A 13,487-nucleotide genomic window follows, 5' to 3' on the forward strand; every position below is an offset into this window, starting at 1 on the left:
TATTAAATGTATGTTTAATTTTTCGTTTAAGCCCTATATTCCCTGATTTTTTCCTGAATTTCCTCAATAATTTTCTCGTCGTCAATGGTTGAGGGAATCTGGAATTCTTTTCCGTCCAGAAGGGTTCTGATCAGTTTTCTCAGAATTTTTCCGGAACGGGTTTTAGGTAATCGTTTAACAACCATTGCATTCTTTAAAAAAGCTACGGCTCCAATCTTTTCACGTACCATCTGAATGATGTCTTTTTCTACCTGTTCTTCCGTAACTGCTGAGCCGTTTTTCAAAACCACTGCGGCAAAAGGGACCTGGCCTTTAAGATCATCATCTATTCCCACTACCGCGCATTCTGCGACTTCGGGATGGGATGAAACAATTTCTTCCATTTCTGAAGTTGAAAGGCGGTGTCCGGCTACATTAATCACATCATCCACTCTTCCTGTAATGAAAATATAGCCGTCTTCATCCTGAATAGCTCCGTCACCCGAGAAGTAATAGCCATTGTATTGTGACAGGTAGCTGTTCTGGAAACGTTCATAATCATTCCATATTCCCAGCATAGCACCGGGAGGAAGCGGAAGTTTAATGACGAGATAACCTTCGTGGTGAGGATCGAGTTCAAGTCCGTTTTCGTCAAATATTTTAATATCATATCCGGGAATCGGCTTTCCGGCTGATGCTCTTTTAATTTTGTATTGGTCATCAAACGTGATTAAACCCAGCATCGGCCAGCCGGATTCGGTCTGCCACCAGTGATCTATGGCGGGAACTCCGATATGTTGGGCAAACCAGTCTAAAGTGGCAACATCACACCTTTCTCCGGCTAAAAACTGTTTTTTTAAGCACGATAGATCGTATTTTTTAACTAGTTCGCCTTCCGGATCTTCTTTTTTTATGGCTCTTATAGCGGTAGGAGCTGTAAACATAGCTGATACCTTATATTCAGAGATAATTCTCCAGAAAGTTCCGGCATCAGGGGTCATGATCGGTTTTCCTTCAAAAATAATCGTCGTGTTTCTGTTGATCAGTGGTCCGTAAACGCTGTAGCTGTGTCCAACCGCCCAGCCAAAATCGGAAGCTGCCCAGTAGGTTTCTCCGGGCTCAATACCGTAGATATATTTCATGGAAAATTTCAGGGCAGTGGCGTATCCTCCGGTATCGCGGACAATTCCTTTAGGTTTTCCCGTAGTTCCTGAAGTATACAGAAGGTATAAAGGGTGAGTGGATTCTACCGGTTCGCAGTCTGCCGGAGCAGATTGCTGAACGAGTTCCTCATAATCGATCAATCCTTCAAACATTTCATGCTGGTTATCCACTAATTTTCTGTTGTAGACAATAATGTGATCCACCTTATCCTGCGCCAGTTCAATTGCTTTTTCTACTAAAGGCAGGTAAGGAATTCTTTTGGCAATTTCTACTCCGGCGGTAGCAGTAATTAAAGCTTTGGGCTTGCAGTCGTCTATTCTTACTACAAGTTCATGCGGGGCAAATCCTCCGAAAACCACATTGTGAATCACACCGATTCTTGCACAAGCCAGCATGGCAAAAAGCGTCTGCGGAATCATCGGCATATAGATCACAGCGGTATCTCCTTTCTGTAAGCCTAAAGAAGCCAGTCCTCCGGCGAATTTAGAAATTTCCTCTTTTGCCTGATTGAATGTGTAGGTTTTCTTCTGGCCGGTTACCGGAGAGTCATACACAATGGCGGTTTGTTCTCCGAAGCCGTCTTCAATATGCCGGTCAATACAGAGATGGCACATATTGAGCTTTCCGTCTGCAAACCATTGAGGGTAATTGTTTTTATCGTGTGAGAGAATTTGTGATGGGAATTCAGTCCATTGAATCTCCCGGGCCTGTTCTTCCCAGAAGTTCTCTTTATTTTCTATGCTTTGTTTAAATAAATGATCTGCATTCATGGCAATTCTGTGTTTCGTTTTTTTGGATTATCCTGAGCTGTGTTTTTGTTCTGAATCCTGTTTTTTTTTATTCAAACATTTCCTCAATCTGCTGTATGAGTTTCTTGATAGAATAGGGTTTGGTAACATAAGCATCGGCCCCCATTTCAAGGCCTTTCTCAATATCTTTTGGGTTATTTTTGGCGCTTAGGAAAAGGACTTTGGTGTCTTTCAGTCTTTCATCCTGTTTAATGATTTCCAGGGTGCTGTATCCATCCAGGTTTGGCATCATGATATCCAGAAGAATAACATCCGGGGTCATCGTCTTTAAAAAATCCAGAACTTCAGTTCCGTCTCTGGCAATATAGACGTCGTAACCGTTCTTTTTAAAACTGTATTCCAGCGACATTAATATTTTGTGCTCATCATCTGCAATGATTATCTTTTTCATAAGAGATTTTTATAGGGGTTCAACTTCATTTCTACTGTCAAATAGTATTTTTTCGGGCATATTGATGGTAAAAGTAACGCCCAGTCCGCTGTTTTCAGCTTTTATGGTTCCTTTATGGGCCTGTACGATTTTTCTGGAAATAGCCAGTCCCAGACCGCTTCCCGTGGGTTTGATAATGTTTTGATTTTTAGATTGATAAAACTTGTCAAAGATCATTTCAAGGTCTTCTTCAGGAATATGCCTTCCGGTATTGAAGATTTTAATGATCAGTTCGTTTTCTTTTTGTGATAATTTGGTCTGTATTGTTCCCTGGTCATCCGTAAATTTCAGGGCGTTTCCTAAAATATTCTGGAAGAGCTGGATCATTCTGGCTTCATCGTATTCAAATATATACTGATTAAGAAGATTCACCTCGCTTAAATGAATGTTTTTCTGCTGAATCAAATGGAGCAGGGGACTGGCCGCTTTTTTATAGGTTTCAAGAATGTTGTTTTCCTTAATATTTAAAGCAATTTCGCCATGTTCAAGTTTGTCCAGATAAAGAATGTCGTTAATGATTTCGCTCAATCTGTCGGATTCTGTAATGATATTGTTTAAAAACTCTTTTTTAATCTCCATCGGAATATCGTCATCATCGGCTAAAATTTCTCCCGCAGAACGAATAGCGGTGATTGGGGTTCTCAATTCATGGGCTACGGAGTCAAGGAAATCGTCTTTCTGACGGTCTTTGATGATCAGGCTTTCGTTGGCATTTCTGAGGTCATCGGATAATTTTTGCAGTTCTTCAGACTGTTCCGTGAGTTTTTTGTTAAGGGTGATATTTTCTTTGGATTCTTCTAAAATATTTAAAACCTCTTTTAAAGATATTTTGTCTTCTTTCGTTACGCCTTCAATCAGGATTTTGGCAGAGGCGGTTCCAATTCGTCCGGCTAAAAGGTTTTCTGAAAATTTGATAAACCTTGAATCTGCGGTTTCGGCTTGAGAATCAATGTTGTATTTTAAATTAAAGATCCTTAACGCCTGTTCTGTTTTATTTTTGCCTAAAAACCTTTCAAGAATATTTTTAATATCTGAAACATAAGCGGTTCCACGCCATATGAAAGCATTTTCATGGTTTTGAATATATTTGTCGATATCTACATACAGCTCTGCAAAATTTCTCTCACGGTAATTTCCTTTAATGCTTACGGAAATAATGGCAAACAAAGCAGTATTTATTAGTAAAGACCAGAAAAAGATCTGTGAGATTCTGCTCAGATAAGGAATACTGAAAAATCCGAAGGCATCATACATATCTCTCAAAACACCTTTTAACTCCTGATTATAAGAAAAATAATATTGAGGAATAATCAATCCGAAATAACATATGGCAAGGCCTGCGAGTAATCCGGCTATAGCGCCTTTATAGCTTCCCCGTCTCCAGAAAATAGCTCCGAAAAATGCAGGAGCAAGCTGTGCGATCACCACAAAAGAGATCAGGCCTACAGAATCCAGTGAAGTTCTCAGGATAAAATATTTATAGAAGACAAAAGCCATAATGATCAGTGCGAAAATGCTGAACTTCCTGATGTTGGTAATGTTTCTTGTATTCTGCACCTCATTTTCAGATTTAAATTTTCCAAGCAGTCCGTAAGGAATGATGAGGTTATTGGAAAGCATGATCGAAAGAGTGATGGCAGAAATGATGATCATGGAGATGCATGAGCTCAGCCCTCCCAGGAATACAAAAACGGTGATCAGGGTATTGCCGAAATGTTGGGGAATCAGGATAGAGTAGAACTCCGGATTTACTTTCTGGCCGTCAAAAATAAGTCTTCCACCCCAGGCAATCGGGAATATAAATATGGTGAAGATTAAAAGGTACAGAGGAAAAAACCAGATAGCGGTTTTAATGTGTTTTTCCTGTCTGTTTTCTACAATGGCAGTGTGAAACTGTCTTGGAAGAATACAGATGGCTGTTGCGGAAATCATGCACAGTACCATCCAGTTCATAGCATCTTCAATACCATTGAAGGTATTTTTTTCTTTGAAATCTTCAAATTGGCTTGCCTTCTGGTAAATGTCTGAAAAGCCGTCGAATACAAAATAAATGACAAAAACGCCTAAAATAATAATGAAAAAAAGCTTTAAAAAGCTTTCCAGGGCAATGGCTGAAATAATTCCCAGCCGCTTTTCTGAGGCATCCACATATTTTGTTCCGTAATAAGAAGAAAATAAAGCAATCAGAACCACTACAAATGTTGCGTTGTCTGTAAGGATATTATTAGACATTGACGTTTCGGTAACGAGATGAAAGGTTTCTGAAATGGCTTTGATCTGAAGTCCGATGTAAGGAACAATAGCCAGCAGGCAGACTACCGTAATAATGGCACTGAAACTTCTGCTGTTTCCATATCTCAAAGAAATAAAATCCGCAAGGCTGCTTATTTTGTTAATTCTTGCAATGCGTACGATCCGGGTATTGATGTAAATCCATGCCGGAATGATCATAATAGGGCCGATGTAAATCGGGAGGTAATTAAGTCCGCTTGTCGCTGCAACGCCGATACTTCCGTAGTAAGTCCATGCCGTGCAGTACACTGCAAGAGACAGGGCATAAATGTAAGGGTTGTTAATCCACAGCTTGCTCTTCTTCTTCTCTGCTAAGTGGGCAACTAAGAACAAAAGGGCCAGGTAAAACAATACTACAAAAAATAATGCAAAGCTACTCATCATACCTTTTTACGATTACAAAAGAAACAATGATGGAAATCATCCAGACTGCGAACAGGTAAACAAGGATCATCGGATACCCGAAAACCTCCCTCTCACTGTTAAAAAGCATAGAAACAGGAATGCTGAAAGCAATCATCAGCCCTATACTCAGGATAATCAGTTTTTGTTCGTGTCTTTTTTTCATTATGTTCATGAATAAAGATAATTGATGAATCATTGAGTATTCATCAATTATCATTTATTTTTATATTTAAAGTTTCTCGTCAGAATATTCTCCGGTAAGGGCATAATAGCCGAAAACCGCCAGTCCTCCGGAAATAATCGGCATCAGGACGAATAAAATGATGATACCGAATACCAGATCTTCCTGTTTGCCCGAAGTGATCTTGGGAATTCCTAAAACCGTGGTTCCGAAATATCCCACCACCAGCGCAATAGCGATCCAGAGTATGCCTAATATTTTTTTTAGTCCGTTCATTTTAGTAGTTTTAAAATTAATAAAAATTTGAGTGATTCAATGCCTAATCGTGAATATTATTGTTCTTGTTTTTAAGATAAAATAATCCGATGATTAAACACACGGCAGCAACTCCTATCGGATACCATAATCCTTCAAGATACCATGTCGGATGGCCTGCATCTTTACCTACAGTCACAAGGTATGTGGCAACAGCCGGGAGAAGCCCTCCGAATACTCCGTTTCCAATGTGGTAAGGCAGTGACATAGAAGTGTAACGTATTCTTACCGGGAACATTTCTACAAGGAAAGCAGCGATTGGGCCATAAACCATGGTTACAAATATTACCTGGATAAATACAAGGAAGATCAGGTACCATTTCGTGTTGTCGGCCAGTGTGACTGATTGTGTTACTTTAGGTTCTTCCGCTTTTCCGTCTTTCATTACAGGACCTGCGGGCGACCAATGGGTAACGCTGTCTTTTTTAATTAAGGTGCCATCCGTATAAAGTGTTTCCTTGTGGAAGGTAATCAGACTGTCTGAAGCAATTTTATCATGAATTTTAGCGGTCCTTTTTTCTGTAATGCCATTGGCTGCAACCGTTTTGTTCTCAAGCTTTACGCTGTTGAACATACTGTCATATATCGGTCGGTAGGCTAAGATAGCCACCAGCATTCCGGTCATCATCACTGCTTTTCTTCCTATTTTATCCGAAAGCCATCCGAAAAAGACAAAGAAAGGAGTTCCTAAAAATAAGGCTGTTGCCATCAGGGAGTCTACCTGTGCAGATTCAACATTCATTACTTTCTGCAGGAAACTCATAGCGTAAAACTGTCCGGTATACCAGATTACCCCTTGTCCCATAGCTGCTCCGAAAAGAGCGAGAAGAACGAATTTGAAATTATATTTGTTGCCAAAGCTCTCTTTTAAAGGGTTTTTTGAGGTCTTTCCTTCACTTTTGGCTTTAGCAAAAAGCGGAGACTCCTTCATGTTTTTTCTGATAATATAAGAAACTCCCACCATAAGAATCGAGATCCAGAAAGGAACCCTCCATCCCCAGTGGTCAAATTCTTCTGCGGAAAGAGATGTTTTGGTAACCAGAATCACGATCAGGGAAATGAAAAGTCCTGCCGTTGCAGTAGTCTGTATCCAGGAAGTCCAGTAGCCTCTTCTGTGGGGTTGTGCATATTCCGCAACATAAGTCGCTGCACCGCCGTATTCACCGCCAAGGGCAAGTCCCTGAAGAAGTCTTAAAATAAGAACCAGAACGGGGGCTAAAAATCCTATCGTTTCATAACTGGGAATACATCCGATCAGGAATGTTGAGAATCCCATGATCAGTAACGTTACAAGAAAAGTGTATTTTCTTCCGATAATATCTCCTAATCTTCCGAAGAACAGAGCACCGAAAGGTCTTACCACAAATCCTGCGGCAAAAGTGGCCAGTGTAGACAAAAAGGCTGCAGTTGGATTGTCTGCGGGGAAAAATTTCGTTGCCAGAACAATGGCTAAGCTTCCGAAAATATAGAAGTCATACCATTCTATCAAAGTACCGAGAGAAGAGGCTGTAATAACGCTCCAGATGGTGCGGTTTTTCTGCCTGTCGGTCATGTTCTCGTAGTTTTCGTGATGGTTTTCGCTCATATTGCTTGATTTTTTGATGTTAATTTAAATGAATATGGGGTTACAGGTAAATTTGGAACTGAACAATGAATTCGCCTTTAGAAGAAGGGGTTTCCGTTGGGTTTGTATATACCGGCCTTGTTGAATATTGCGTGGTGATTTTCGCATGATGACCATCGATAAACCAGTTAGCTCCTATGTCAAACTGTGATGATGATTTGTCGAAAGCTTCAAAGTTTTTATGGGTATAGGCTGCAAAAGGCTGAATTCTGACTTTTGGCTTTTCTGCCTGATTAGGCAGGAGTAAGCCGGCCTGTGCGTAGATAATATTACCTGTCCCGATGGTTGGCTGTAGATTTCCAGGGCCTGCAATAGCTTTATTCCCGACAAAATTAGGGTCTGTTGCGGCGATATTCATGATTCCGAGGTTCCTGATGTAATTCGGACCGAAATTATAATTGTAATATCCGGCATACGCAGAAACGGCCATTTTGTGCTTGGCTTCACCCAGCGGAATATCAGCAAATGCATCTACAGCAAAAAGGGTGATGTCATGCTTCTCGATAGTTGAGTTTACGGAAGTTCTTGTACCGTCCGCCTGATGGTAAAAACCAGCGCCTACATTGAAAACTTTCTTTGTTCCCAGGTATGATCCTACTTTAAACGGAAGGGTGTTGGATTCTTCATCAAGAAACTGGTATTCTACATATCCGGCCTTTGAAAAACTTGGATTTCCATTATTATCTACAGCCGCAGCTTTCGATGGATCTGTTACATTTACCGGAACAAGATCGGTAGCAAACGGTTTATTTAAGCTGAAACGGTATTCCAGCTTTCCGTACTTTCCTTTGGCAAACATTCCCAGCTGTCTCGCGAACTGGTCTGAATTATCAATCAGGGGCCAGGAAAAAATAGGGGAGTCTACCGTTAGGAAGTTAAGTGTTGAAGCCATGGTCATACGGGAAAGTCCCATGTAGTAATGAAGCCCTGCCCCTAAAGATAAACTGAATTTTCCGGCTTCTCCGGGTAAAATAACTGCATATTCATTCCAGGCATCATGAAAAAACAGCTGCGGTTTTTTACCATTTCCATAACCGCCTGTTCCGGAAGTTCCTGATGCTCCTCCATTGATAAAGGTTTGGTTGTTGATCCCGAAATGAGCAAGGATCATGTATCTTTTAGAGATCTGGGCATAAGCTAAAGCCCGTAATCTTCTGTTTCCCAGGCTCCATGAGTTGTCTGAAGGTTCGCCGGCTACCATGCTTCCGGGATTCATCTGAGTATTCCTGAGCCAGAACTGGTCCCATAAAATAAACCGGATGTATTTATCCCCGTCCTGGTTAAGGTTTAATTTTAATCCGCTGCCATAATCCGGGGAGCCTTGTGAGTATAAAGAACTGCTCATTACGGCTAATCCTATGAATGTAAGAATTTTCTTCATAAATTATCAATTTTTGGCGTTGTTTTTTATTGATGCCAAATTGTAATTAATAATTTGTTTACGAAAATTTAATATATATTTGTGTTAATAGTATAGTTGTTAAGGTGTAATCTGTAAAAATTAGGCCTGAATTCTATTGTTTATTCGTCTGTCATCTGTCATCTACTTCTTGAACCTTTCCCATTTAATCAGCATGTATTTGTCCGCAAACTGAGTAATGATAATCCCTGAATTCCTTATGTTTTCCTCTTGAGATATATATTCTATCAGCTCATTTTGTTTCAATATTTTGTAAACCGGGTGGAATTCTGAGTGGGGTGGCCTTGTGATATTGTATTTTTTAATCCAGGAACTTATTGTTACATGAGAAACACCGATAATCCTTTCTATTTCACGGTAGCTTAGGCCTTCAAGATAGAGCTGTAGTGCCTTTGTAACATAGTAATCATCAATTTGTTTCCCGAGTTTTTTAACGGTAAAGTAATACCCGCAGTCTTTGCAGTGAAAACGTTGCTTCTCTTTAATAATACCGCTTTTTACGATTTTAGAACCACTGCATTTGGGACATTTATTTTCCATAACTATACCTTTTTAGCAAATATATAATAATTTAGCAAATATATAATTTTCAATAAAGATAAATTTACCTGTTTATTCTCTTAAAACAAAAAAAAATATCTTTTTAATTTGGATTTAAAAGAAATTATATTTTAAATTTGCCAAAAAATTTAGATAAATAAATGGAAATAGAAATTTCCTCATGCGCACATCTAATGTATGTGAGTGAAATACAGCAGGAAATGTACGATTCTGCACAGCGTAGAGGAACAGGGATCGCCAAACGTTCCCTTGAATATTTGAGTAAGAAAATTTCAGAAGGCAATGCTGTTATAGCTACTGAAAATGGTGAGTGGGTAGGCTTCTGCTATATAGAAACCTGGTCGCACGGGAAATTTGTAGCCAATTCAGGGCTTATTGTTTCACCAAAATTCAGGAACGGAGGGGTGGCCACTCAGATCAAACAAAAAGTTTTCCAGCTATCTAGGGATAAATATCCCGATGCAAAAGTATTCGGGCTGACAACAGGACTTGCGGTGATGAAAATCAACAGTGATCTCGGTTATAAACCGGTGATTTATTCAGAGCTTACTCAGGACGAGGAATTCTGGAACGGATGCAAAAGCTGTGTGAACTATGAAATATTAATGATGAAGGAACGTAAAAACTGTCTTTGTACAGCAATGCTTTTTGTTCCTGAAAATAATAAAACAAACAGGGCTGCCGATGATCAGCCTGAAAATAAATATCATCATGAAATTCACCAGGCAGGTGTTGAAGATTCTCTTGATGAGTTCCACCTGACGATTAAAAATAATAAAAAGAATCCAGATGAAAAAGAAAGTCATCTTAGCGTTTAGCGGAGGTTTAGATACCTCTTACTGTGCAAAATATCTGAGTGAAACACTTGGGTATGATGTGTATGCGGTTACTGTAAATACCGGAGGTTTTTCGAAAGAAGAAGAAAAAGAACTGGAGAAGAAAGCTTTAAACCTTGGGGTGAAAGAATACAGGTGTGTAAACGCTCAGGAAGATTATTATAATTCTTGTGTAAAATATCTGATCTTTGGAAATGTGCTGAAAAACAATACGTACCCTTTGTCTGTGAGCGCTGAACGTACCATTCAGGCACAGGAGATTGCAAAATATGCAACAGAAATACAAGCAGATGCGATTGCCCATGGAAGTACTGGTGCCGGCAATGACCAGGTTCGCTTTGACCTGATTTTTCAGGTGATGTGTCCGGCGGTAGAAATCATTACACCAATCCGGGATATGGCTTTGTCCCGTGAAGAGGAAATTGAATTTTTAAAAAAACACGGCTATGAAATGGAGTTCCATAAAGCACAGTATTCTGTAAATAAAGGACTTTGGGGTACTTCTGTAGGAGGAAAAGAAACGCTGACTTCCAGAAATTATCTTCCGGAGGAGGCCTTTCCTTCACAGATCAAAGAAACCAAGCCTTCAGATCTGGAAATTGAATTTAAAAACGGAGAAGTGGCTGCTGTGAATGGAGAGTATTTTGAACATCCTGTTTATGCTATTCAGAAAATAGAAGAACTGGCTTCTGTGTATGGGATTGGCAGGGATATTCACGTAGGAGATACCATTGTAGGAATCAAAGGAAGAGTTGGTTTTGAAGCAGCGGCAGCCGCCGTAATTATTAAAGCTCATCATTTACTGGAAAAACATACCCTTTCAAAATATCAGCAGATGATGAAATCCCAGCTTTCCGATTGGTATGGAAACTGGCTTCATGAGGCCCTTTTCTTAGATCCCGTAATGAGAAATATCGAAACCTTTTTAACGGATTCCCAAAAAATGGTAAGTGGAAAAGTATTTGTAACTCTTCATCCTTATAGGTTTATTTTAAATGGAATTGAATCCAGCCATGACCTGATGTCCGATAAATTCGGAAGTTATGGAGAAGCCAACAGGGCCTGGAGCGGGGAAGATGTAAAAGGATATACAAAAATTGTAAGCAATTCCCTGAATATATACCACCAGGTGAATTCAACATTATCATAAAAAGGAGCTCCGATGGAACGACTTAACAGAAGACAGGACCTGGTCCCATCACCCATGAACTATCAATCATCAACCATTATTAACACAGGAATATCATTCGGAAAATGAAAAAAACAGTAGGAATTGTAGGCGCTAACGGCTACACAGGAAGCGAATTGGTACGCCTGCTGGCTTTTCATCCTCATGTGTCATTGAGTTTTTTATATAGCCGTTCCAATCCGGGAATAAAAATTTCAGATTTGTACCCGGATTTAACGGCGGTTTGTGAGGATGTTCTGACGGATCAGCCGGAAGAAACAGACATTCTTTTTCTGTGTCTTCCTCACAAGGAAAGTCAGAATTGGCTGGAGCAGAATCCCGTTAAGGACGAAACTTTGGTTATTGACCTGGGAAACGATTTTCGTTTGAACGGAGAATGTGGAAACAGAAGTTTTATCTACGGACTTCCTGAATTTAACAAAAAAAATCTGGAGGGAGCCAAAAGTATTGCGAATCCGGGATGTTTTGCTACAGCTATTCAGTTGGCATTGCTGCCTTTGGCTGAAAAAGGATTGCTGGACGAAGTTTTTACCACAGGAATTACGGGATCTACAGGTGCAGGACAGTCTTTACAGGCGACAACCCATTTTACATGGAGGAATGATAATATTTCAGCATATAAAACACTCACGCATCAGCATGTGGATGAGGTTTTAAAACAGCTGGTTTCGTTTAACCATAAAGATGTCAGCCTGAATTTTGTTCCGTGGAGAGGGGATTTTGCGAGAGGGATTTTTACAAGCTCCATGGTGAAGACAGATTTAGTACTTTCAGATATCAGTCAGTTGTATAGGGATTTTTATGCAGATGAACCTTTTGTAAAGGTAAGTGAAAAAGCAATTGACTTAAAACAGGTTGTCAATACCAATCGCTGTGTGATTCATATTGAGAAAAGTGGAAATGTAGCAGTTATTCACACGGCGATTGACAATTTGTTAAAGGGAGCTTCCGGACAGGCAGTTCAGAATATGAATATTGCGATGGGTTGGGAAGAAAACCTGGGGCTGAATTTGAAGCCAATTGCATTTTAAAGCGGAGGTTTCCGGTCTTGAATTTTTGTTTCAGGGAAAAAAAATTAATTAAAAAAACAAAATGAATTTATTCAACGTATATCCGTTATTTAATATAAATCCGGTTAAGGCTCAGGGGTCTTTTCTCTGGGATGATAAAGGAGAAAAATATCTTGACTTTTATGGTGGGCATGCCGTAATTTCAATTGGCCATAACCATCCGTATTATCAAAATAAACTTAAAGATCAGCTGGAAAAAATTTCATTTTATTCCAACTCTGTACAGAATAATCTGCAAAGTGAACTGGCTGAAAAGCTGGGAGGTATTTCCGGATATGAAAATTATAATTTATTCCTGTGTAATTCAGGTGCTGAAGCTAATGAAAATGCCTTAAAACTGGCCTCTTTCCATAATGGGAAAAGTAAAGTGCTTTATTTTTCAGGGTCATTTCATGGAAGAACTTCTGCTGCGGTTTCAGTAACAGATAATCCGAAAATTGTAGCTCCGGTCAACTTTTCAGAACGATTTATCAAATCCGGCTGGAATAATATAGAGCAGCTTGAAGAAGTATTTGAAATCCACGGAAATGAAATTTCTTCCGTGATTATTGAAGGTATTCAGGGGGTAGGAGGAATTATGATTCCTACGGCAGGATTTCTTTCCAGAATTAAAGAATTGTGTGAGAAATACAATGCCGCTCTTATTCTTGATGAAGTGCAGTCAGGATATGGAAGAAGCGGATATTTCTTTGCACATCAGGAATTTGGGATTGAACCGGATATGATTACAACAGCGAAAGGAATGGGGAACGGCTTCCCGATTGGAGGAGTGCTGATTCATCCGAAATTTGAAGCAAGTAACGGCCTGTTGGGAACAACATTTGGCGGAAATCATCTGGCCTGTGCAGCAGCAATCGCTGTTCTGGATGTAATGAAAAATGAAAACCTTATTGAGAATGCTCAGCACAGGGGTAAGTATATTGAAGATGAAATTAAAGATCTGCCACATATCAGATCTGTTCGAAGGAAAGGTTTGATGATAGGAATAGAGCTGGATAGAGACTGTTCGGAGGTGAGGAAAAATCTGCTCTATAACCATCGTATTTTCACAGGGAACTCCAATGATAAAAATGTGTTGAGGATTCTTCCAGCCCTGAATATCAAAAAAGAGGAAACAGATCTTTTCATCAATGCTTTAAAGACAGTATTGGAGAAAATCTAAAATCAATTTAAAATGAAATGGGTATACCATTTATCCATTAAAAACAGAAA

The 13,487-nt window shown here is 39.6% G+C and carries 12 protein-coding genes; 4 read left to right on the top strand and 8 right to left on the bottom strand.

The annotated features are described in order from the left end of the window. Window positions 1-26: 26 nt before the first annotated feature. From AOB46_RS05840 to AOB46_RS05875, 8 genes are all read right to left on the bottom strand, one after another. Window positions 27-1,913, bottom strand: coding sequence for an AMP-binding protein (locus AOB46_RS05840; protein ID WP_062697226.1), 1,887 nt, complete (start codon window positions 1,911-1,913; stop codon window positions 27-29). A gap of 67 nt (window positions 1,914-1,980) precedes the next feature. Then, complete coding sequence (locus AOB46_RS05845; RefSeq protein ID WP_062697228.1) at window positions 1,981-2,343, bottom strand: response regulator transcription factor; 363 nt, start codon at window positions 2,341-2,343, stop codon at window positions 1,981-1,983. Between the two features lie 9 nt (window positions 2,344-2,352). Continuing rightward, window positions 2,353-5,055: an ATP-binding protein gene (locus AOB46_RS05850; RefSeq protein ID WP_062697230.1), complete on the bottom strand. Its 2,703-nt coding sequence runs from the start codon at window positions 5,053-5,055 to the stop codon at window positions 2,353-2,355. Beyond that, a complete protein-coding gene (locus tag AOB46_RS05855; protein WP_062697232.1) occupies window positions 5,048-5,242 on the bottom strand; it encodes a hypothetical protein in 195 nt (64 codons plus the stop codon). Before AOB46_RS05855 ends, AOB46_RS05850 begins: the two co-directional genes overlap by 8 nt. 66 nt (window positions 5,243-5,308) lie before the next feature. Further along, window positions 5,309-5,536: a DUF6814 family protein gene (locus AOB46_RS05860; RefSeq protein ID WP_062697234.1), complete on the bottom strand. Its 228-nt coding sequence runs from the start codon at window positions 5,534-5,536 to the stop codon at window positions 5,309-5,311. 43 nt (window positions 5,537-5,579) lie between these two features. Continuing rightward, window positions 5,580-7,160, bottom strand: coding sequence for an MFS transporter (locus AOB46_RS05865; protein ID WP_062697236.1), 1,581 nt, complete (start codon window positions 7,158-7,160; stop codon window positions 5,580-5,582). 40 nt (window positions 7,161-7,200) lie between these two features. Then, a complete protein-coding gene (locus AOB46_RS05870) occupies window positions 7,201-8,580 on the bottom strand; it encodes a hypothetical protein (RefSeq protein WP_062697237.1) in 1,380 nt (459 codons plus the stop codon). A gap of 162 nt (window positions 8,581-8,742) precedes the next feature. Next, window positions 8,743-9,159 (bottom strand): helix-turn-helix domain-containing protein, encoded by a 417-nt coding sequence (locus AOB46_RS05875; protein WP_062697239.1) that lies wholly within the window; start codon window positions 9,157-9,159, stop codon window positions 8,743-8,745. 161 nt (window positions 9,160-9,320) lie between these two features. Here AOB46_RS05875 and AOB46_RS05880 point away from each other — a divergent pair, with 161 nt between their 5' ends. The 4 genes from AOB46_RS05880 (at window position 9,321) to AOB46_RS05895 (ending at window position 13,437) form a co-directional block, all read left to right on the top strand. Next, entirely contained in the window at window positions 9,321-9,998 is a 678-nt protein-coding gene (locus AOB46_RS05880; RefSeq protein ID WP_062697241.1) for a GNAT family N-acetyltransferase, read from the top strand. Further along, the gene (locus AOB46_RS05885) at window positions 9,970-11,166 is read left to right on the top strand and encodes an argininosuccinate synthase (protein WP_062697243.1); all 1,197 of its coding nucleotides are present in this window, start codon (window positions 9,970-9,972) and stop codon (window positions 11,164-11,166) included. The genes AOB46_RS05880 and AOB46_RS05885 overlap by 29 nt, the downstream gene beginning before the upstream one ends. Window positions 11,167-11,270: 104 nt before the next feature. Then, window positions 11,271-12,236, top strand: a complete 966-nt coding sequence (gene argC / locus AOB46_RS05890; RefSeq protein ID WP_062697245.1) for an N-acetyl-gamma-glutamyl-phosphate reductase — start codon at window positions 11,271-11,273, stop codon at window positions 12,234-12,236. Window positions 12,237-12,297: 61 nt separating this feature from the next. Continuing rightward, on the top strand, window positions 12,298-13,437 hold the full coding sequence (locus tag AOB46_RS05895; RefSeq protein WP_062697247.1) for an aspartate aminotransferase family protein: 1,140 nt from the start codon (window positions 12,298-12,300) through the stop codon (window positions 13,435-13,437). The last annotated feature ends 50 nt before the right edge of the window (window positions 13,438-13,487 follow it).

The sequence above is a fragment of the Chryseobacterium indologenes genome (assembly GCF_001295265.1).
Lineage (GTDB): Bacteria > Bacteroidota > Bacteroidia > Flavobacteriales > Weeksellaceae > Chryseobacterium > Chryseobacterium indologenes_A.

Excerpts from the sequence above, each read along its gene's own strand:
- AOB46_RS05895 (WP_062697247.1), top strand. The coding sequence starts at position 12,298 with ATGAATTTATTCAACGTATATCCGTTATTTAATATAAATCCGGTTAAG.
- AOB46_RS05845 (WP_062697228.1), bottom strand. The coding sequence starts at position 2,343 with ATGAAAAAGATAATCATTGCAGATGATGAGCACAAAATATTAATGTCG.
- AOB46_RS05865 (WP_062697236.1), bottom strand. The coding sequence starts at position 7,160 with ATGAGCGAAAACCATCACGAAAACTACGAGAACATGACCGACAGGCAG.
- argC (WP_062697245.1), top strand. The coding sequence starts at position 11,271 with ATGAAAAAAACAGTAGGAATTGTAGGCGCTAACGGCTACACAGGAAGC.
- AOB46_RS05850 (WP_062697230.1), bottom strand. The coding sequence starts at position 5,055 with ATGAGTAGCTTTGCATTATTTTTTGTAGTATTGTTTTACCTGGCCCTT.
- AOB46_RS05840 (WP_062697226.1), bottom strand. The coding sequence starts at position 1,913 with ATGAATGCAGATCATTTATTTAAACAAAGCATAGAAAATAAAGAGAAC.
- AOB46_RS05880 (WP_062697241.1), top strand. The coding sequence starts at position 9,321 with ATGGAAATAGAAATTTCCTCATGCGCACATCTAATGTATGTGAGTGAA.
- AOB46_RS05855 (WP_062697232.1), bottom strand. The coding sequence starts at position 5,242 with ATGAAAAAAAGACACGAACAAAAACTGATTATCCTGAGTATAGGGCTG.
- AOB46_RS05870 (WP_062697237.1), bottom strand. The coding sequence starts at position 8,580 with ATGAAGAAAATTCTTACATTCATAGGATTAGCCGTAATGAGCAGTTCT.
- AOB46_RS05875 (WP_062697239.1), bottom strand. The coding sequence starts at position 9,159 with ATGGAAAATAAATGTCCCAAATGCAGTGGTTCTAAAATCGTAAAAAGC.
- AOB46_RS05860 (WP_062697234.1), bottom strand. The coding sequence starts at position 5,536 with ATGAACGGACTAAAAAAAATATTAGGCATACTCTGGATCGCTATTGCG.
- AOB46_RS05885 (WP_062697243.1), top strand. The coding sequence starts at position 9,970 with ATGAAAAAGAAAGTCATCTTAGCGTTTAGCGGAGGTTTAGATACCTCT.